The following is an 18,701-nucleotide window of genomic DNA, read 5'->3' as shown; positions in this document are numbered from 1 at the left end:
CCAGGGGCTAGACCCCCCTTGCCCCCGCGCCCTGCTCCACATACCACCCGGACACCGCTTCCGGCGACGTCCGCGTCGGCCGGTGGTGGCGCGCCGTGCAACTCCCCGTTGGGCACCGCCCCTCCTCCAGGTGCACGCGGAAGTCCTCCTCAAAGTGCCGCAGCGACGAGCTGATGGGGTTGAACCCCAGCTGCCCGTGCCCGCACAGCGACCCCATGCCCATCGTCTTGCCGATGGTGCGCATCAGGTCCGGGTCCGCCGCCCGCCCCGCGTTCGACGCGATGCGCTCCAGCGTGTCCAGCAGGTGCGTCATGCCCAGCCGGCACGGGAAGCACTTCCCGCACGACTCGTACTGGCAGAAGGCGACCATGTTCCACGCCAGGTCCACCGCGCATACGTCGTCTGACGCCACGATGATGCCGCCTGACCCGAGGATCGCCCCCGCCTGCGACATCAACTCGTAGTCCAGCGTGATCTCCAGGCTGTCCGGCCCCAGCACCCCGCCCAGCGGCCCGCCGGTCTGCAGCAGCTTGACCGGCCCGCCCGTCGCAACGCCGCCCGCGATGTCGTTCACCACCTGCCCCAACGTCAGGCCGAACGGCACCTCATACATGCCGGGATAGTTGACGTCGCCGGTAAGGCACAAAATGGCCGTGCCCTTGCTGCGCTCGTAGCCGATGCCCGCAAACCACTCGCCGCCCAGCCGGACCAGCTCCGGCACGTAGGCCAGCGTCTTCACGTTGTTGATGTTGCTCGGGTTGCCCCACACGCCGGCTTGCGCCGGAAAGGGCGGCCGGAACCGCGGCATGGAGCGCTTGCCCTCGATGGCCTCCATCAGCGCCGTCTCCTCGCCCGCGACGTAGGAGTCGCCGGTCAGCGCAACCTCCATGTCGAACGAGAACCCGGAGCCGAGGATGTCCTCGCCCAGCAACCCGTGCTCGTACGCCTGCCGGATGGCCTCCCTCGCGCGGTCGATGGGGCCGTCGTGGCCGTGGCGAATGAAGATGTAGCCGTAGTTCGCGCCCGTCGCCCGCCCCGCGATGATCGTGCCCTCCACGACGGTGTGCGGGTCGCTCTCGATGAGGCCCTTGTCGTTGTAAGCGCCGGGGTCGCCCTCCTCGCAGTTCACCAGCACGTACTTGTTGGGCCGGTTGGAGCCCTGCAGGAAGCCCCACTTGACGCCGGTGGGGAAGGCCGCGCCGCCGCGCCCGCGCAGGCCGGACGCCTTGACCTCCTCGATCAGCTCCTCCTGCGTCATCTCTGCCAGCGCCTTGGCGAGCCCGCCGTACCCGCCCGCCGCCATGTACTCGAGGATGTCGCCCGGATCGACGGTCCCGCAGTTGCGCGTCGCGATGCGCACCTGTAGCCGCCACTGCTCCCAGTCCTCGATGCGGGCGATGCCGTCGATCGCGCTCTCGCCGAGGGTGCCGAGCACGTCGCCGCCGTCGTTCCATCGGCCCGTCGCCACGGCGTCGAGGATGCCCGCGACCTGCTCCGGTGTCACGTTGCGGTAGAACACGCGCGGCCCGCCGGGCGACTGCACGTCCACCAGCGGCTCCGCGTAGCACAGCCCAATGCAGCCGACCTCGTGCACCGACGCGTCAAGCCCGCGCGACGATGCCTCGCGCCGCAGCGCCTCCGTCACCGGCAGCGCCCCCGCCGCGTGCCCGCACAGCGCCACGCCGACACGGATGCGCGTGCGGCTATCCAGCTCGGCAACGTGCGCCTGCGCCTGCTGCTGCAGCGCCTGGAATCGCTCCGCCACGTCCCCTTCCCCCTTGATGGGGGAAGGCTGGGATGGGGGTGCGTCCTCCCGTTCGCCCTGAGGGAAATCGAAGGATGAACGGGCTCCCCTCAGCCCGGCAATCAGCGTCTCGACGGCGTCGGCGTTCGTGCGGCCGTGCAGGTGGTGGTCGGCGGACACGACGGGCGCCTGGCTGCACGCGCCGAGGCATGTGTTGTAGCGCAGGGTCATCGCGCCATCGGGGGTGTCGCCCTCGCCATCCAGGCCCAGGGCGTCGTGGACGCGGTCGAGCAGTTGTTGCGCACCCAGCAGGTGGCACGTCGGCCCCCAGCACACCTCGACCATGTGGGCGCCGGGGGAAGTGAAGCGAAAGTTGGGGTAGAAGGACGCGACGGCCCAGACGTCGTTCGACGTGACGGCCTGGCGCGCGGCGACCTCCTCAATGGCCTCCGGGGGGATCCAGCCGAGCTCGTCCTCGACCGCCAATAGGGAAGAGAGCACGGTGACCGTGGGCTGCGGTTGTTCTGTAACGGCCCGCACGATGCGGGCCCGCAGGGCGTCGTCTGCCACTTGGCCCCCTTTGCGGCGCTTGCCCCAGACTGCGTGAATCTTATCACGGAGACCCCCCTACCGTCATTCCCGCTTTCGCGGGAATCCAGGGGAGCGGCCCAACCCGTTCGCCCTGAGGAAAATCGAAGGGCGCCCACCTCTATCGTCTTCCCGGCGAAAGCCGGGATCCAGGGGGCGGGCGACAGGGGGTCGCGGCCACCGTAGGGGCTCTTCGCAAATTGTCCGCGACCCTGTTCGCCCCTCAACAAAGCGCAGGGTAAAGAGAGGGAGGGGGCGTAGTGGGTTGACAGGGCGTCCACTGGCGGGTAGACTACGGCTATCTGCTCCCCGTCCGCTGGAAGCGGCTTAGGCCAAATCCCCGGGCGGGGTTACTTTTTGTATGAACACAATCGTGCTCATAGACGGGCAAAACCTCTTCTACGGCGCAAAGCGTGCCTGGACTCCCCCACATCCCGCTCTCCCGTCGCCGTATGAATGGCCCAGTTACGACGTCGAGAAACTCGCTGATGCGCTTGCAACAAAGACGCCCGGTCGTGTGCTCTCTGAAATTCGATTCTATACTGGCGTGCCGAACCGGAACGGCGGGACTTCACAACGGTTTTGGCATGATTTCTGGTCCAGCAAACTTCGGTATTTGAACAATAAGGGGATCTACACCTACCGGGGCGCCATAAATACAGGCAGGCAGGAAAAAGGCGTTGACGTCAGCCTCGCCCTGGACTTGATTCAGGCAACCTATGAGGAACGATATGAAGTTGCAATCATCGTGAGTCAAGACACTGACTTTGGCCCCGCAGTGAAATTGGCGCGTCAGGTGGGGGCCGGGCAAAACCGCAAGCTGTACTTCGAGTCTGCCTTTCCTCTTGGCCCAAGCACCACGTACACAAGAGGGATTCCCGGCACGACGTGGGTCCCCATAGACCAGGCCACATACGATGCCTGTCTTGATCCCCGCGACTACCGCCCACATCGTTCGCCCTGACTCCGTCGAAGGGGAACCTACGAACGGATTGAGCCGGTATCCAACGGGCGGCGGCGCCACCGTGGGGGCGACCCTCGTGGTCGCCCTTCCCCCGGCCCCATCTCCCACCGTAGGGGCGATTCGCGAATCGCCCGCCCAATCCCCAACCTTCATATCGGCGAATAGCTTGCCCCGTACCGCGGTACGGGGCCGGTATCCAGGGGGGAGTCGTAACGGCTACGCGACGACGCTGCCCGCAAACACGTACCCCAGCAAAGCGACGAGGCCGACCAGAAAGGCAGTGCCCTGGTCATTCTTCATGCCGGAGGAGAGGAGAAACCACGCCGTAAACACGGTGAGGAAGAGGGTCAGGCCTGAGACGGCCAGTATTTCAGTCATGGTCAAGCTCCTCGGTTGGGGGTTAGCAGCACCGCCCAGTCAACCCTTACGTACCAAAATAGACCTACTCACTAGGGCGTCAACCAGTACTAGTCAGAGAAGTTCAAGAGTCCCACATAGCCTAAAGATTCCCTTAGATTCCTGGCACAGACAGCACCAGAATTCGGCCTGGCTTTGATAAATGAGCCGCATTGATGCAAAAGTCGCCAGGCCGCTAGAGTCCTTCGAGGATGCTGTCGATAAGCCCACACTGCGGGTAGACCGCCCTCGGACACGCATCGCGTGCCTCTCGCAGGCACTGGATCCGGATGGTTTGCTCCCGCTCCAAGGCTTTGGCCCCGACCGTCGCGTCCGCCTCGCCGATCCACTCCTGCAGGTCCTCCCAATAAGCACTTCCCACGACCACAAAGGTGGCCCACTGGTCAGCGAACTCCCTTTCCCTCCATTCCGGGCACGCGGGCCGCACGCTGTCAAGATAATCCAGCATGGAAGGGGTTGTAGTCGGTTCCGGGGTCGCTAGGGGTTCCGCTGCACCAGGGCCGCACGCTGCCAACACCATTAAGGCTATGAGCACACTACCTGCAAACCCAATGATCTTTGTTTTCATTCGGTTGGCACCATCTAACTCTCTACGGCAACCACAGGTGCCGCGCTAGAAGGATCAGCGTCACCGTCAGCCCAAATAGCGAGGCTGAGCAGAGGAGTAGTCCCGCAACTTACACTGAGTCCGTGCCCTCCACGAGATCGCAGTATCGCCAGTACTTGCCCCATACCTTACCCCAGAACATCTAATTCCCGTAGCGGCTTTGCGTGGCGTAAGCCACTCAAGCCTGCACTGTGCCAAAAGATTCCGCGTAGGTAGACTTCACAGCGAGCACCTCCTATTCGCTTGGTGCGGTCGCGTGGACGACTTCTGACCAGGTGCGAAGGACCTTGGCTACCTTACCTGTTCTGGAAACCCCGGCAGAGTCAACAACTACGACCGTTCGACCCAACGAAGTAAGTCTAACCACTTCGGCAGCGATCATTTTGGCCTTTTCGGTCTCAATGCCTTGGTCAACAGTGGGATGCTCAATCACTGATAGGCTCATGTCTGAGTGATGCCTGTCCAACCACTCCTGAAATGAGGGCTTGTCGCGGCGTTCTTCTACAGAGTCCCAGTTGCCGTGAAATGGATAGAAGCGGAACTCGCTCTTCCCATCCGGTTTACGGCCCAATAAAGAAATAATCACAGTACCGGGTCCTGGCAAACTGAGTACCCATTGTGAGACCTCACCCTCCGATACTTGTCTCGTCTTGTTAGTCTTCAAGTATCCAGGCCGACCGCAGGTGTAGAAAGTCTTATCGCTGTCTAGTAGCCGATGACACTTGATTGTGTCAGGCCCCTTGTGCCTATTCTCCATTGCGAAAGGCTCATAAAGGTTCATGCCGCCGCCCTGCATTGATCTCCCGCAGCATGACTTCTATTTCGGCAGTGGGGAACGCATGCCGGGATGCGTCGGCGATGACTTGCAGTTTGGCCGCCACGGTACCGGAATCGCCGCTTCGCGCCTGGCGCAGCGCCTGCCGCACCCACTCCGCAAGCGTCACCCCCTGCCTGCGGGCGATGCCCTGGATCTCCCGGTACTCTTCTTCATCAATGAGGACTTGCAGTCGTTTGAGCATGAATGCAGTCTAAGCCCCTCCTGCAAGATTAGCCAATCCTCCCCTCTGCCACCGCCCCCTCGCGCGAACGACGACACCCTCGCTACCCTGTCCCCATGACAACCCTGACCGCCCTCACCGGGAAGCGCCGCAGTCTGGCAGCCGGGGGTTGTTTCCCCCCTGCGCAAAAAACGGTTTTGTAGCTGGCGTGTGCCACAACAGCTACAAAACGAAGACGAAACAAGTGTCTTCTCAGCTACGGAGGACGACGAAACAACACGGCGGCTCAAGTATGCATGGGCACATTGAAGGAGAAACTCAAATGGCCGACTCGCTCACCGCTTGCACCCGCCCGCGCCCTACGGCATGATGGTGCGGAACCTTTGCCCACGGAGGCCGTCATGTCTGACCCCAAGGTATTCGTCTTTGCGCCCGCTGATTCTGACAGCTTGGAGGAGATGAAGTCGGCCGGCTGCTCCCTCACCCTCGGCAGCGCCAACTGGAGCGACCCCACCGGCGACTCCACCGAACGGCTCGCCGAAATGGCCTCCGGCGCCGACGCCCTCGTCGGCACCTCCATCAAGGGCGCCAAGATTTCCCGCGACGTGCTCACCGCCTCCGAGGGCCTCCGCATCGTCGCCAAGTACACCGTCGGCGTCGACGAGATCGACATCGACGCCGCGACGGAGTTGGGCATCCTAGTCACCCACGCGCCCACCGAGGCCAACTGGGGGGGCGTCGCCGAGACCACCATCACCAAGATGCTGACGCTGCTCAAGAACACCCGCGAGCGCGACGCCCACCTGAAGGCCGGCGAACCCTGGCGCGACGGCGCCCTCACCGGCGTCCACCTCGGCTACCGGGCGGAGGACGGCTACGAGGGCATCGTGCTGGGCTTGATCGGCCTGGGCCGCATCGGCACGCGCGTGTCGAGGCTCATGGCGCCGTGGGGCATGCGCATCGTCGCCCACGACCCGTACGTGTCCGACGACCACTTCCGCGATCTGGGTGTCGAGCGGCTGGCCCTGGACGATCTCCTCCGCCAGTCCGACGTCGTCAGCCTGCACGTTATCCTGACCCGCGAGACGCACCATATGATCAGCTCGCGGGAGCTGGGGCTGATGAAGCCAACGGCCATCCTCATCAACACGTCGCGCGGTCCGGCCGTCGATGAGCCCGCGCTGGTCGAGGCGCTCAACGCGAACGTCATCGCCGGCGCGGCGCTGGACGTGTTCGAGGTCGAGCCCCTGCCGCTGGACAGCCCCCTGCGGTCGATGGGCGGCAACGTGCTGCTCTCGCCGCACATGTCGTCGCACAACGTCGGCGGGGGCATCGGGCCGGGCATCAAATGGGGCACGGCAGACGTGCTGCACGCGCTGCGCGGCGAGGAGCCGGAGCACGTCTACAACGTCGAGGCGCTGCCCGCCTGGCGTGAGCGTTTTCTGGGGCGTCCGCTGATCACGTAGACCCCTTCCCACCTGATGGGGGAAGGCTGGGATGGGGGTGTCCCACCCCGTTCGCCCTAGGGAGGTGGAAGCCTGTCCTGGGGAAACACGAGGGAGGGAACCCAGAGAGGCCTGGAGTGGGTCCGGTTGCGGACCTAGCTCAACCCGGCCAGCGCCTCCTGGGGCGTGACTGCCGGTATGGGAGACCGCGCGTAATCGGAGACGTTCCGGGTCACAATACGAGTGGCCCCGCAGGCCCGGGCCGCGGCAACCTGCATCGCGTCCTCGAAGTCGCTCATGGGGAGTTCTGCCGCGTAGCGGACCGCCTCCGTGCCGGTTGCGGCAACGGGCACGAAGCGTATCAGTTCAAGGATGAACTCGCGGGCATTGTCCCTGCCGAGCGACCGAGCCGTGAGGTAGTGGAGGTTGGATATGGAATGCCATGCAACATTTGCGGCCTCAACCCCGTGCTGAATCTTCTCAAAGAGTTCCGCGGCTGGAAATGCGTGGGGCACCCTACGGAGCGCAACGTCGATGAGTACGTCCGTGTCTATGAGCATCATCGGACGTACTTTTTCACCAACGCTTCGTAAAGAGGGTCGCCATGCCGCTCCGCCAACTTCAACTTGCCCATCCACTTCTTTGCAAAGGACTCGGTCTCCTCTCCGGCAACTTCCCGGAGGGACTGCTCGATTACCGCCGAAAGCGACATGCCCCGGGAGCGGGCGTAGCGCTTGGCAGCGGGGACCAACTCCGCGTCAACCGTGATCGTAAGTTTTTGCTTCATGGCGAGGGCCGTCCTTCCCTGAGTATACGTACGGTGAACCTTAGTATACGTATATTCTAGTTGGCCTTCAAGTCGCGGTCATGCAAGGTCGCCGTTGGCGTCGGCACGCGAGGCGGCTTCGCCACCAGCATGAGCCCGCCTGCGAGCGCCCAGCCCGCGGCGATGATCAGGAACGCCAGCGTGTACGAGTCCTGCCAATCGAACAGGAAGGCGATGAAGAGCGGGCTCGCCGCGCCTGAGATCGTCATGAATGGCCGCAGGACGCCGTTGATCGCGCCGAGGTGCAGCCGGCCGAAATAGTCGGCCACGATGACCCCCATCAGCGTGATGTACGCCCCGATGGTCAGGCCGTGCAGCCCCGACGCGATCAGCATCGACGTACGGCCTTCCACGTTGAGGATGAGCAAGACGGTGCCCGCGGTCAGGATGAGCTGAGGACCGATGAGGAAGCGCAGCGGCACCCTCTCGGCAAGCAGGCCCCAGATTGGTCGGAAGCTCACCGAGCCGACAGCGAAGGCCGTGGCGCTGAGCGCCGCTACGGACTCAGCGATGCCGATGTCCTGGTAATAGGGAACCAGGTTGGCGTGGAACCCGCCAATCCCGAGGCCCACCAGCATGAATGCGGCAACAATGAGCCAAAAGGAGAGTGTCCTAACGCTCTCGCGCAACGTCAGGCCGCCCGCATCAATGGAACGAGGTTGCCCCTCTACCTGTGATGCCTCCCTCTCCCCTGCCGCTGACACGTCCGGCGCCTCTCCGTCAGGGAGCTGGCCTATGTCCTCGGGCCGCGTGCGCACCAGGAAGGAGAGGGGTACGAGCACGCAGAGCGCCACGATGCCAAGGACGAACCACGCCATGCGCCAGTCCGAAGCGTCAATGAGGGCTTGCAGTGACACTGGGTAGAGCATCGGGCCCAGACCCGGCCCCATGGCTGCTATGCCCAACACGCGGCCCCGTTTGCGCACGAACCACTTGGGCAGGATGGTCATCGTGAGGGCGAAGCCCCCGGCAATCTGGGCAAAGCCGCTGCAGACGCCGAAGAGCAGGTAGAACTGCCACAGGCTGTCGATGTAGCGGAGCGCCATGAGGGAGCATCCCAGCAACACGGCAGATAGGAGCATCAGCCGCATCGGGCCCGTACGCGTGTCCTGCATGGGCCCGATGATTGGCGCCAGCGCACCCGCTACGATCATCTGGAAGGTCAGGGCGCCGTAGAAGCTTGCCCGCGACCACTCCAGCTCCTCCGTCATGGGCCGCACGAAGACGCTCGCGCCCCAGACGCCGACACCAGTGGAGAACGACCCCGCGAGGATGGCGACTCCGAGAATCACCCAGCCGTAGTAGAGCTTCGGGAGCCGGAAACCCGTCCGCCGCATCATGGAGCGGACTATAGCAGGATTGGGGGCCAATGTCTGAAGCGGGCCATGCGTTCGTGGCCTGGTCGTAAGGGAGGTTGGGCCTACCCCGCCGGGTCCGGCGCGAGCCCGCCGGGCGCCGTTGCCCGGCCAGTTTGCTGTCGCGGAGGCGCGGCCAGCAGAATGAGCCCGCCCGCTATAAGCCAGGCCGTCGCGATGATCAGGAATGCCGTCGTGTACGAGTCCTGCAGGTCGAATAGGAAGGCGATGAGGACGGGGCTGGTTGCGCCCGCCACCGTCATGAACGGTCGAATGATGCCGCTGATGGCGCCCAGGTGTGCGCGGCCGAAATAGTCGGCGACCATCAGGTTTTGCAGCGTGATGTAGGCACCGATGGTCAGCCCGTGCAGTCCCGCGGCGATGAGCATGGAGGTCTGCCCGCCCACGTTCAGGATGAGCAGCACCGTCCCTGCGCTCAGAATGAGCTGCGGGCCGATGAGGTACCGGACGGTCACGCGCTCGGCCAGCAAGCCCCATATCGGCCGAAGACTAACGGAGGCAACCGCAAACGCTGTGCCGCTCAGCGCCGCCACTGATGCGGCGAGGCCGATGTCCTGGAAATAGGTCACGAGGTTGGCGTGGAAGCCGCCCATGCCCAGCCCCACGAGCATGAAGGCGCCGATGATAAGCCAGAAGGCAACAGTCCGCAGGCTTTCGCGGACCGTCAGGCCGTCGGGGGCGCTGATCGTTCGAGGCGGGGCAGCAGTCCCCGGTGCGGGGTCGGATCGAACCGGCGGCGGCTCGCCCGGTTTGTCGCCGTCGGGCAGAAGCCCCATGTCCTCCGGCCGCGTGCGCACCATGAAGGACACCGGGACCAGGATGAGGAACGCGGCCAGTCCGAGGGCAAACCAGGCCTCGCGCCAGTCAAAAAGCTCGATGAGCGCCTGGATGGATATGGGAAAGAGCATGGGGCCGAAGCCCGGCCCCATGGCGGCCAGCCCCATGACGCGGCCGCGCTTGCGCACGAACCACTTCGGCAGGATAACCCGCGTGAGGGCGTTGATGCCCGTGACCTGTGCGATGCCTCCCAAGAGTCCGAAAAGCAGGTAGAACTGCCAGCGGTACTCCACCCACGTCGTCAGCATAAGCGAGCCGCCAAGCAGTACCGCCGAGAGCAGCATGAGCCGGCGCGGCCCGTTTCGCGTGTCGTGCAGCGGCCCGATGATGGGCGCCAGCGCGCCGGCCACCAGCGACCGCACGGTCAGCGCGCCGAAGTAGCTTGCCCGCGACCAGCCCAGCGCCTCCGTCATCGGCCGCGCCATGACGCTCGCGCCCCAGACGCCCGCGCCCGTCGAGAATGACCCGGCGATCATCGCGACGGCCAGGAGGACCCACCCGTAGTAGATGACCGGGAAGTGAAAGCCCTGCTTCTGCTCCATTGCGCGCAACTATAGCAGGATTGGGGTGGGGCGTCCTGAGCGTTCGAGTGTGCAGTCAGTGCGAGGGCCTGTGTCCAGCGCTCCACGCCACCCTGACACGGAGTCACCGTGGGAGCGAACTGTCCCTCGCTACCCTACAACCCATGGGAACCGCAGCCGGCCACGCACACAGGGGAGCAGCGAATTGTTTCGCCGCCAGTCCCTATCTGCAAGAGACTATTCCACATACGGGAATTGTTTCGTCAGAAAAGAAAGAGACGAATCGCAACGAATCCTGATGCAGATAAGAACCGCCGCTACCACTCCCATGCGGAGGTGACGGAGTCCTTGATAACGGCCTCCGGCAGCTCACCGCTGACGGCGTGGCCGTAGTCGGTGAGCAGGAGCCGCGCCACCTTGCGGCCGAGACGGACGCTGTAGTTGGTGCCCCGGTCCTCCGGGTAGATCTGCGTGGTGTTCGCGAGGTACAGGTCAGGAATGGGCGTGCGGTGCCGTGGGATGCTCGCGGCGTAGCCCGTCCGGTTCACCGGCTGCGCGGCATCCTCGCGGTGGTAGAAGCTATTCTTGATCCACCGTTCGTCGAAGTCCGGGTTGAGCCGCCGCAGGTGGGGCGCGTACTCGGCCAGCAGGTCGTCGTGGCCCAGCGAGTACAGCCTGTCCTCCCGGTCCAGGTAGTTGGAGAGGTAGAGCAGGTGGCTGCCGCCGTAGTGCTCCGGCGGCACGAAGTTGGTGTGTTCGATGGCTGCGACGAACGGGATGCTCCGGTCGGCGATGTTCAGCCAGTACGCGGGCGTCAGCGAGCGGTCCATCTCCAGCACGATGAGCACCGCCGCGAGGTACGTCGTGCTCGTCAGCGCCTCCCGGTACGAGTCCGGCAGCTCCGGCGTCAGCGACGCCATGATGCGCGACGGCGTCGTCGATAGCACGGCGTCGTAGCGTCGCACGGCGGCGGGCTCGCCTGGCAGCCGCACATCGAGCCCCGTCGCTCGGCCCTCCTCGACGACCACGCGCGCCACCTCGGCCGACGTGTGCACCGTTCCGCCCATCGCGCGGACACGCTCGCCCAGCGTGTCGAAGACCTCGCCGAAGCTCCCCATCGGATAGCCGAGGCTCTCCCCGCCGAGGCTCTTGCCGCGGGAAGCCAGTCTCAAGGCGATCTTGCCCCAGAACCATGTCATGCCTATCTGATCGTAGTAGCGGCCGAACTTGCCCCGGAGCAGCGGCTCCCACACAGCCTCGTAGGCGCGCTTGCCGGCCCAGCGAGGCAACCACTCGGCCGCGGTCACGTTCTCCAGCGAGCGCCAGCTGCGCCGCCGCCGCAGCGCCAGTGTCACGAGCCCCAGGCGCATCCGGTCGGCGATGCCGATGGCGCTGAACTTCAGGAGGTCGGTCGGCGTGGTGAAGGGCCATATGCGGCCGCTGTGGTACATGCCCACCCTGGAGGGGATCCATACCAGCTTCTGGCCCAGTCCCAGCTCATGGATGAGCCAGACCATGTCGGTGTCGCTGGTGAAGAGGTGGTGGTAGCCGCGCTCAAGCCGCCCGCCGCCGACGTCGAAGGTGGACGCCTGCCCGCCGAGGAATGGCGCGCGCTCGAATACCTCCGCCTCGTGACCCTGCCGCAGGAGTTCGAACGCGGCGGCGAGGCCCGCGGCGCCACCGCCGATGATTCCGACTCTCACGCTGTGCCAGCCTCGCCCGCAGTGGACGCCCGCCCATCCCCCTCGCGGCTCGAACGCGCCAACCCGGTCAGCGTGTGGTTGCTCAGCGAGGCGTACCCAACGCCGACGAACGTCACCGGCACCAGCAGCGACGCATGCACCACCAGCACGTACGCCGATGCCACGGATACGTCGACGGCGAAGTAGACGAGCGTCGCCTGCGCGAAGAACTCAAAGGGGCCCACGCCGCCGCCGCCGGAGGGGATAATCGTGCCCAGGTTGGAAGTGGCGGTCGTCAGGATCAGCACGCCTATCAGCTTCCAGATGGAGAAGTAGTCGTCCAGCCCAAAGCCCAGCGCGATCAGGAGGAACAGGCTCGCCTCAAACGTCCACACGGGAATGGAGAGGGCGATGATCTTGCCAAGCCGGTCCGGGTGCCGGAGCGCCGTAAGCCCTTCCAGGAAGCGCGACGAGAGGAAGCCGGCCATCGGGCGCGCACGAGCCGGCAGGTAGTTGAGCACCCGGGCCATGAAACGCTCGACCCGCTCAGGCCAGACCGCCATTGAGACAAGGAGGAAGGCGAAGGAGAAGAACGGCACACTCAGCATCATGGTGAGCAGCAGCCACGGCACGCGCGTCAATTCACCGATGGCCCTGAACAGGTCGATGGGAGGGATGAATATGGCGACCACGCCCACCAGCAGCAGCAGCGCCATGCCGTCCGCCACGCGCTCAATGAGGATGGTGGCGAGGGCCGTGGTCTTCGACACGCCCTCGCGGATGTTCAGGAAGTATGAGCGGACCAGCTCTCCCAGCCGGACGGGGAGGACGTTGTTGGCCGCATACCCCACCAGCACAACTGGCCACAGCCGGGATACGCGGTAGTCGCCCATGGGCGAGAGAATGATCTTCCAGCGCAGCGTCCGCCACAACAGCGAAGTCAGGTACATCCCGACAGCGGGGATGATGTAGAGGTAGTTGGCTGACTCCATGGCATCCCAGATGTCACTGACATCCGCTCGCCAAAGGAATATAGCCAGGAAGAACACGCTCAGGACAAGGCCAATGAAGAACCGCTTGGATAACAGCAACGGGAACTCTCTCCGGAGACGGTTTCGGTGCAGAAGAGTCTTTCAGTCCCGTCTCAACAGCTATGAGTATAGGGGCCGCGACGCCGTACAAGCAACGGGCCTAACCGGGGTCAATTGCGCCCAATTGCAGCAAGTCATCCGAATAGTAGAGGTAGGCGTCCTCCGAGCCAAGTGGCGTCTCAAAGTCGCGGAAAAGCCAATAGCGGAAAGCGCTCTGCCACGCCGAACGGTCCGCAATGCCGTTCAATACCCCACCGGGTGTCAGGTTGCGGTAGCTCTCCGGGAACCACCACCGGTGCTTGTAGCGCAGGACCTGCGTGAAGCCCGCCTCGCGAAGCCCCGCGTCCGCGAGGGCCTCATTGTTGACGTGGACGAGGACGACGCCGCCGTTGGGGTTCTCCGGCTGCCGAGGGCTTGCGTACGTCGGGTAGCCGACGGCCTCGTAGTCGCGGAAGTACCACGCCCACGGCCACGCGAAGCCGCTATGCCCGTCGATGCTGATGGGAATGGCCTCGCCGCGGCCGCTCTGCTCGGACAACCGCTTCACGTCCCGCAGGACGTTGACGATGTCCGGGGAGCTCATGGTGTAGACCAGCATCTCGGTCGGCGTGTCGCCGTTGTGGTACGAGGCCGTCCAGCCTGCGCGCACGCCGAGCGCCAGCAGCACGACGGCCAGCGCCAGCCCCGCCAGTCCAAGCCCCTGCCGCGTGCCCAGCCGCATGGCGAAGTAGAGCACGCCCGCGATTGCCCCGAACAGGAGCAGCAGAATGCCCCAGATACGCAGGAACGCCTGCAGGTCGATGACCGCCGGAGATTCGTAGAACAGCACGCGGTAGGCCAGCAGCAGCGCCAGCGGCGTCAGCGGCAGCGCGAGCCACGCGTTCTCGCGCACGGCGCGCCGCCACGGCATCAACGCCACCAGCCGCCCGAGGGCCAGGCCCGCCAGCAGCGCCGCCGGCAGCATGACGTGCACCAGCAGCCACGGCATCTTCTCGGCCGCCAGGGTAAACAGGATGAAGTTGACGACGCCCCAGAAGATGAGGAACACAGCAAAGAGCTGCGGCGACGCGAAGGCGTCCCGGTTGTGCTCTCGCAGGGGTGTGTTCCACACCGCGTCGAGGGGGGCCAGCACGCCGCCCCGCACAAAGGCCCACACCGCGCCGCCAATAGCCGCAGCGGCCGCAAGGAACTCGTAGTTGCTGCCGATGACGAAGTAGTAGTACCAAGGTTGGCTCCCCCGGCCCACGTCCTGCTGCGCCAGCCAGTAGCCAAGGCTCTGCCACACGCCGGTGACCGCGCCGAAGGGGCTGGTGAAGAAGCTGGTGAAGAGCAGCACGTATATGAGCCCAAAGATGCCTGCACACAGCAGCCAGCGCCGCCAGTCCCAGGCGATCCCCAGCGCCGCCGACACCGCGAACAGCACTGCGGTCAGCGCCGCCGCGACGTAGTTCCCGCCCTCCAGCGGCATCCCGACGCGCCCTGCGCCAGGGTCATCGTTCAGCAGCACAATGCCCAGCGGACCCTGCACCACGGAGGACGCGGCGGCCGCCATCGGCAGGCTCAGGGTGAAGAGCACCAGCAGCATGGCGGCGGGCGCGCTGATCTCGGATATCCTCAGGCGTCCCAGAACGACGCCCTTCAGGTCGCCGATCGAGAGGAAGGCAAGAAACGCGCCCATCGCAAAGAGGGTAATGTAGATGGTCTCCTTGGCGGAGAAGGCCAGCGCCAGGATTGCCGCCGCCAAGTAGAGGTACACGGGCTGCCGGTCTCGCATGTACCGCCACACCACAATCACCAGCCCCAGCGTCAGCGCCGCCATGAGGATGTCGTTGCGGGCGAAGCGGCTGAAGTACAGCATCGTGGGAGAGAGGGCCAGCAGGACAGCCGCGCACATCGCGCCCGTGCGTCCCAGCCAGTCTCGCAGAAGCCACGGCAGCGCGACGAGGCCCGTGCCCACCAGGGCGTAGGCGATGCGGGCCGTTGCATCATTGTCGCCGAACAGGAAGAAGACCAGGGCGTTGACGTGGTACTGCAGCGGGCCGTGCAGCAGCGGGTTGTGCTCGTAGCCGCGGCCCTCGGTGATGTACCAGCTATACAGGGCGTGCAGGCTCTCGTCGTGGTGCATGGCCCGGTCGCCCAGCTCCCACACGCGCATCGCCAGCGCGACGAGCGCCAGCGCAATATAGAAGGCCAACTCCCAACGGAAGGTGAGCCACGCGGGAGACCACCGGCCCGCGGGCCGCGGCGCGCCGGATGGCTCCTGCCGTTGGAACGTCGAGGGATGGTAGGCGATGGGGTTACGCATCGTCGCCCACTGCTTCGTAGACCTGCACATCGTCGTGCGAAAACGCTTCCGAGAGCGCTGGGGCAAGGTGATCGAGGGTGTCCACCTTGTACGTGTCCCGCTCACGCGGACCGAGCACAACGTAGCGGACGCCGTAGCGCTCGATGATGGACTCGGCCGCCGAGGCGTCCGGCGCGCGGTAGAGCGCCGCTACGTCCTCGGCGCGGCCGGTCTGTGGATCGGAGGAACCGCGCCACTGCAGCTCGTGGCCGGGCCAGTTCAGCGGCGACGGCAGGCCCGTAAACGACGCCACGCGCCCGAACGTCGAGTAGTCGCCGCCAACGGCCTCGACGATCACGTCGCCCGCCAAGGCGTTGTCGCGCAGCCACTCGATGGCCGCGTGCTCGCCCGGCGCCTGCTCGCGCAGGAAGGCCGTCGCGTCAAGGGTGTATTGGTTGCCGGACGTTGCGTTCACTGTCAGCGTCATTCCCGCGGGAAGATAGAATGCGCCCACTGCCAGGGCGGCAAACCCAACCACCACTGCCGCACCGGCGCGGCGGAGCCAGAGGCCGCCTTGAAGGGCGCTCCGTATTCCAAAGTATAGGGTGAGCGGCGCGGCCACAGCAAGAATGGCCCACGCCTGATAGTAGAGCTTGAACACCGTATTCATGCGGTTGTCAAAGGAATCGACGACGTAGAAGAGCTCCGGCCCCAAGACCAGCGCGATGCCCATGGCCGCCGCGCCCAGCGCAAACGCGAGCCCTCCGCCCTCGTCGCCCGAGGATGCCCGCAGCGTCGCCGCCAGTGCAATCGCAAGCGCCAGCGATAGCGGCAGCGCGACCCACAGTCGGTCCGCAAGCTCCGCCGTCTCCCCCGCCACGAGCACCGGCCCAAGCCACAGCACAAAGGGCGCAAGTCCCAGCGCAACGGCAACCATGAGGGGCCGGTCGCGCACGAGCTGCCCATGCTCTCCTGCAAGCGCCGGGAGCGCGATAGCGGCGATGGCCCACGCGAAGACGCCCCACACGATGAGGAAGTGCAGGGGCGAGCTTCCCGGCGCCGTGAGGGGCGCGATACCTTTCACCTGTCCCGCCAGTGACCCGACGTAGTACGGCAAGTACGGCACGACTGCCAGGAGCAGCAGCGCACCGGCGACGCCCGCCGCCCACCAGAGGCCGCCGCGTTCGCCGTCTCGCGCGGCACGGTACGCGCATAGCGACGCCGCGCCCGCCCCGATGGCGAAGAACACCGGCAGGTCCCACGCGTTGATAAAACCAAGCGCACCCAGCGTCAGCCCCATCGCGGCCACGAAGTGCCAGCGTCGCCGCCACCAGGCGCCGCTGAGTGGTGTCTCATCGGCGAGCAGGGCGAAACTGAAGCCCAGGAAGAGCAGCACAAAGGGGATGGACATAACGTGTGCGTGCAGGTCTCCGAGGTGCCAGCTGAAGAAGGGGTACTCGTGGATCGTCGGGTCCATGCTGACGCCCGCTACGATGGTGTCGATGACGCGGCTTGACCGCCACCACCACCAGTGGTCGGCCGGGAAGAAAGAGGCGCTCGTGGCGGGCGCGTCGAGGCCCTTGATGCCGACGGCCTGCCAGAACCCCTCGCCGCCGGCGCCCCAGGTCCGCAGCATCTCGAACACGCCCTCAAGGTTGCCGAGGAAGCCGAGCATCAGCACGCCCAGCAGCCCAACGCCAAAGGCCGTGTGCAGCCTCGCGCCCATCCGCACCGCGACAGAGCTGACAAGGCTCACGACTCCCATCGCGGCCATCGCTGGCAGCAGCGCCAGCGCGAGGTTGTACACAAAGCCCGATGGAATGCCCGCCAGCACGCCGGGCAGGCCCATTGTCAGGTAGCCGAAGTAGTAGTAGCTGATGCCGTGACCGGAGAGCCACGGGTCCTCCGGTGGAAACACGGGCGCGATCATGGACGCGTTGAGGAAGGCGAAGTCCATCGGCTGCTCGGTGTGCCCGATGCCGGGCATGCCAGCCCGCATCAGCGCCCACAGGATGAAGACGATGAGGAAGACGGCCTCCGTCGCCGCCAGCAGCCGCCATTCGCGTCGCACGAAGTCCAGGATCTCCGGCCATAGCCGCCGCGCGAGCATCGCAGCACCGAGGGCCAGCGCGACGAACACCAGCGCGGCGGTCGCTCGCGGGCCGAGGGGAATGTGCGCGCTCCCCAGCGCCCACACCGGGTAGGCAAGCGTCAGCATGCCCAGGGGCTTTGCAAAGCCGAACCCACGGTCCCGGAGCGCGGGGAACAGCGCGTAGGCGACGGGGAAGGCCAGCAGGCCCAGCGCCTCAATGGTGATGAGCCAGAGGATGGCGTGCGTCATCAGCGGCTGGCGCTGAACAGGGCGTCCACGTACTCTTCCGGCGCGAAGGGAGAGAGGTCGCCCATACCCTCACCGGTGCCTACGAAGCGTACGGGCAGCCCCATCTCTCGTGCGATGGCCAAGACCACACCGCCCTTGGCGGTGCCGTCCAGCTTGGTCAGCACGATGCCCGTGCAGCCGACGGCCTGCGTGAACTCTTTGGCCTGCACCAGGCCGTTCTGGCCCGTCGTGGCGTCCAGCACCAGCAGCACCTCGTGCGGCGCGGAGTCATCCACCCGGCCAAGGACGCGGCCGATCTTCTTCATCTCTTCCATCAGGTTGCTCTTGGTGTGCAGCCCCCCCGCCGTATCGACGATGAGCACGTCGGCGCCGCGGGCGCGGGCGGCCTCCATGGCGTCGAAAGCGACGGCCGCCGGGTCGCCGCCCTGGTTGTGCGCGATGACGTCGGCCCCCGCCCGCTCCCCCCAGTGCTGGAGCTGCTCGATCGCGGCGGCCCGGAACGTGTCGGCGGCGGCGAGCACAACGCGCTTGCCCTCGGAGCGGAAGAGCGCGGCGAGCTTGGCAATGCTCGTCGTCTTCCCCGCGCCGTTCACGCCGACGACCAGCACCACAAGCGGCTTGTGTGCCGGCATGCCGTTGCCGCCGCCATCTGGTTGACCAAGTGGCGCACCCTCGACGGCGGTGAGCACCCCAAGGATATCCGCCTTCAGCGCCTCGAAGACATCGTCAGCGGAGCGGGCGCCGCGAGCCCTGTCGCGGGCGCGGTCCAGGAGCTCCATCGCAAGCCCCGCGCCGACATCGGCCTCGATCAGCAGCTCTTCGGCCTCGTCCCAGACGTCCTCGCCGGCGCCGCCGCGCACCATCAGGTCCTTGAGGCGGCCAAAGAAAGTGGTGCGGCTGCGCTCCAGCCCGCGCTCCGCCTCCTCCTTGCCCCCCTTGCGGTTCAAAAAGCCAAAAGGCATTGGCTACCCTTCTATCGA

The 18,701-nt window shown here is 65.7% G+C and carries 16 protein-coding genes; 2 read left to right on the top strand and 14 right to left on the bottom strand.

Translation table 11 applies throughout. The annotated features are described in order from the left end of the window. Positions 1-7: 7 nt before the first annotated feature. Positions 8-2,314, bottom strand: a complete 2,307-nt coding sequence (locus OXC99_06305; protein ID MCY4624592.1) for an NAD(P)H-dependent oxidoreductase subunit E — start codon at positions 2,312-2,314, stop codon at positions 8-10. Positions 2,315-2,693: 379 nt separating this feature from the next. Between OXC99_06305 and OXC99_06300 the strand changes: the two genes are divergently transcribed. Next, the gene (locus OXC99_06300) at positions 2,694-3,296 is read left to right on the top strand and encodes an NYN domain-containing protein (protein MCY4624591.1); all 603 of its coding nucleotides are present in this window, start codon (positions 2,694-2,696) and stop codon (positions 3,294-3,296) included. A gap of 216 nt (positions 3,297-3,512) precedes the next feature. On the opposite strand, the gene OXC99_06295 is transcribed toward OXC99_06300, so the two are convergent. From OXC99_06295 to OXC99_06280, 4 genes are all read right to left on the bottom strand, one after another. After that, positions 3,513-3,674 (bottom strand): hypothetical protein, encoded by a 162-nt coding sequence (locus OXC99_06295; GenBank protein MCY4624590.1) that lies wholly within the window; start codon positions 3,672-3,674, stop codon positions 3,513-3,515. Between the two features lie 214 nt (positions 3,675-3,888). Beyond that, on the bottom strand, positions 3,889-4,161 hold the full coding sequence (locus OXC99_06290) for a hypothetical protein (GenBank protein MCY4624589.1): 273 nt from the start codon (positions 4,159-4,161) through the stop codon (positions 3,889-3,891). Positions 4,162-4,555: 394 nt separating this feature from the next. Next, positions 4,556-4,906 (bottom strand): hypothetical protein, encoded by a 351-nt coding sequence (locus OXC99_06285; protein ID MCY4624588.1) that lies wholly within the window; start codon positions 4,904-4,906, stop codon positions 4,556-4,558. A gap of 181 nt (positions 4,907-5,087) precedes the next feature. Further along, positions 5,088-5,339 carry a ribbon-helix-helix protein, CopG family gene (locus OXC99_06280; protein MCY4624587.1) on the bottom strand — a complete coding sequence of 84 codons (252 nt, stop codon included), beginning with the start codon at positions 5,337-5,339 and terminating at the stop codon, positions 5,088-5,090. A 380-nt stretch (positions 5,340-5,719) separates the two neighbouring features. Between OXC99_06280 and OXC99_06275 the strand changes: the two genes are divergently transcribed. Continuing rightward, positions 5,720-6,784: a hypothetical protein gene (locus OXC99_06275; GenBank protein ID MCY4624586.1), complete on the top strand. Its 1,065-nt coding sequence runs from the start codon at positions 5,720-5,722 to the stop codon at positions 6,782-6,784. A gap of 134 nt (positions 6,785-6,918) precedes the next feature. Here OXC99_06275 and OXC99_06270 read toward each other — a convergent pair whose 3' ends face one another. The 9 genes from OXC99_06270 to ftsY all read right to left on the bottom strand — a co-directional run bounded on the left by OXC99_06270 (position 6,919) and on the right by ftsY (position 18,683). Next, a complete protein-coding gene (locus OXC99_06270) occupies positions 6,919-7,326 on the bottom strand; it encodes a PIN domain-containing protein (protein ID MCY4624585.1) in 408 nt (135 codons plus the stop codon). Continuing rightward, complete coding sequence (locus OXC99_06265; protein ID MCY4624584.1) at positions 7,323-7,550, bottom strand: DUF6364 family protein; 228 nt, start codon at positions 7,548-7,550, stop codon at positions 7,323-7,325. The genes OXC99_06270 and OXC99_06265 overlap by 4 nt, the downstream gene beginning before the upstream one ends. 56 nt (positions 7,551-7,606) lie before the next feature. After that, the gene (locus OXC99_06260; GenBank protein ID MCY4624583.1) at positions 7,607-8,929 is read right to left on the bottom strand and encodes an MFS transporter; all 1,323 of its coding nucleotides are present in this window, start codon (positions 8,927-8,929) and stop codon (positions 7,607-7,609) included. Positions 8,930-9,009: 80 nt separating this feature from the next. After that, entirely contained in the window at positions 9,010-10,344 is a 1,335-nt protein-coding gene (locus tag OXC99_06255) for an MFS transporter (protein ID MCY4624582.1), read from the bottom strand. Between the two features lie 296 nt (positions 10,345-10,640). Next, the gene (locus OXC99_06250; protein ID MCY4624581.1) at positions 10,641-12,026 is read right to left on the bottom strand and encodes an NAD(P)/FAD-dependent oxidoreductase; all 1,386 of its coding nucleotides are present in this window, start codon (positions 12,024-12,026) and stop codon (positions 10,641-10,643) included. After that, the gene (locus OXC99_06245) at positions 12,023-13,096 is read right to left on the bottom strand and encodes a lysylphosphatidylglycerol synthase transmembrane domain-containing protein (protein MCY4624580.1); all 1,074 of its coding nucleotides are present in this window, start codon (positions 13,094-13,096) and stop codon (positions 12,023-12,025) included. Before OXC99_06245 ends, OXC99_06250 begins: the two co-directional genes overlap by 4 nt. A gap of 100 nt (positions 13,097-13,196) precedes the next feature. Next, on the bottom strand, positions 13,197-15,401 hold the full coding sequence (locus OXC99_06240) for a TIGR03663 family protein (GenBank protein MCY4624579.1): 2,205 nt from the start codon (positions 15,399-15,401) through the stop codon (positions 13,197-13,199). After that, positions 15,394-17,721 carry a DUF2298 domain-containing protein gene (locus tag OXC99_06235; protein ID MCY4624578.1) on the bottom strand — a complete coding sequence of 776 codons (2,328 nt, stop codon included), beginning with the start codon at positions 17,719-17,721 and terminating at the stop codon, positions 15,394-15,396. The genes OXC99_06240 and OXC99_06235 overlap by 8 nt, the downstream gene beginning before the upstream one ends. After that, complete coding sequence (ftsY, locus tag OXC99_06230; GenBank protein MCY4624577.1) at positions 17,721-18,683, bottom strand: signal recognition particle-docking protein FtsY; 963 nt, start codon at positions 18,681-18,683, stop codon at positions 17,721-17,723. The genes OXC99_06235 and ftsY overlap by 1 nt, the downstream gene beginning before the upstream one ends. Between the last annotated feature and the right edge of the window lie 18 nt (positions 18,684-18,701).

The organism is Chloroflexota bacterium, from assembly GCA_026713825.1.
In the GTDB taxonomy this organism is placed as follows: domain Bacteria; phylum Chloroflexota; class Dehalococcoidia; order Lucifugimonadales; family UBA1127; genus UBA1127.
This window is presented reverse-complemented; position numbering and strand designations above follow the sequence as displayed.

Coding starts and splice junctions, on each gene's coding strand:
- ftsY (MCY4624577.1), bottom strand. CDS start 18,683: ATGCCTTTTGGCTTTTTGAACCGCAAGGGGGGCAAGGAGGAGGCGGAG.
- OXC99_06300 (MCY4624591.1), top strand. CDS start 2,694: ATGAACACAATCGTGCTCATAGACGGGCAAAACCTCTTCTACGGCGCA.
- OXC99_06290 (MCY4624589.1), bottom strand. CDS start 4,161: ATGCTGGATTATCTTGACAGCGTGCGGCCCGCGTGCCCGGAATGGAGG.
- OXC99_06260 (MCY4624583.1), bottom strand. CDS start 8,929: ATGATGCGGCGGACGGGTTTCCGGCTCCCGAAGCTCTACTACGGCTGG.
- OXC99_06265 (MCY4624584.1), bottom strand. CDS start 7,550: ATGAAGCAAAAACTTACGATCACGGTTGACGCGGAGTTGGTCCCCGCT.
- OXC99_06280 (MCY4624587.1), bottom strand. CDS start 5,339: ATGCTCAAACGACTGCAAGTCCTCATTGATGAAGAAGAGTACCGGGAG.
- OXC99_06270 (MCY4624585.1), bottom strand. CDS start 7,326: ATGATGCTCATAGACACGGACGTACTCATCGACGTTGCGCTCCGTAGG.
- OXC99_06275 (MCY4624586.1), top strand. CDS start 5,720: ATGTCTGACCCCAAGGTATTCGTCTTTGCGCCCGCTGATTCTGACAGC.
- OXC99_06295 (MCY4624590.1), bottom strand. CDS start 3,674: ATGACTGAAATACTGGCCGTCTCAGGCCTGACCCTCTTCCTCACCGTG.
- OXC99_06255 (MCY4624582.1), bottom strand. CDS start 10,344: ATGGAGCAGAAGCAGGGCTTTCACTTCCCGGTCATCTACTACGGGTGG.
- OXC99_06235 (MCY4624578.1), bottom strand. CDS start 17,721: ATGACGCACGCCATCCTCTGGCTCATCACCATTGAGGCGCTGGGCCTG.
- OXC99_06240 (MCY4624579.1), bottom strand. CDS start 15,401: ATGCGTAACCCCATCGCCTACCATCCCTCGACGTTCCAACGGCAGGAG.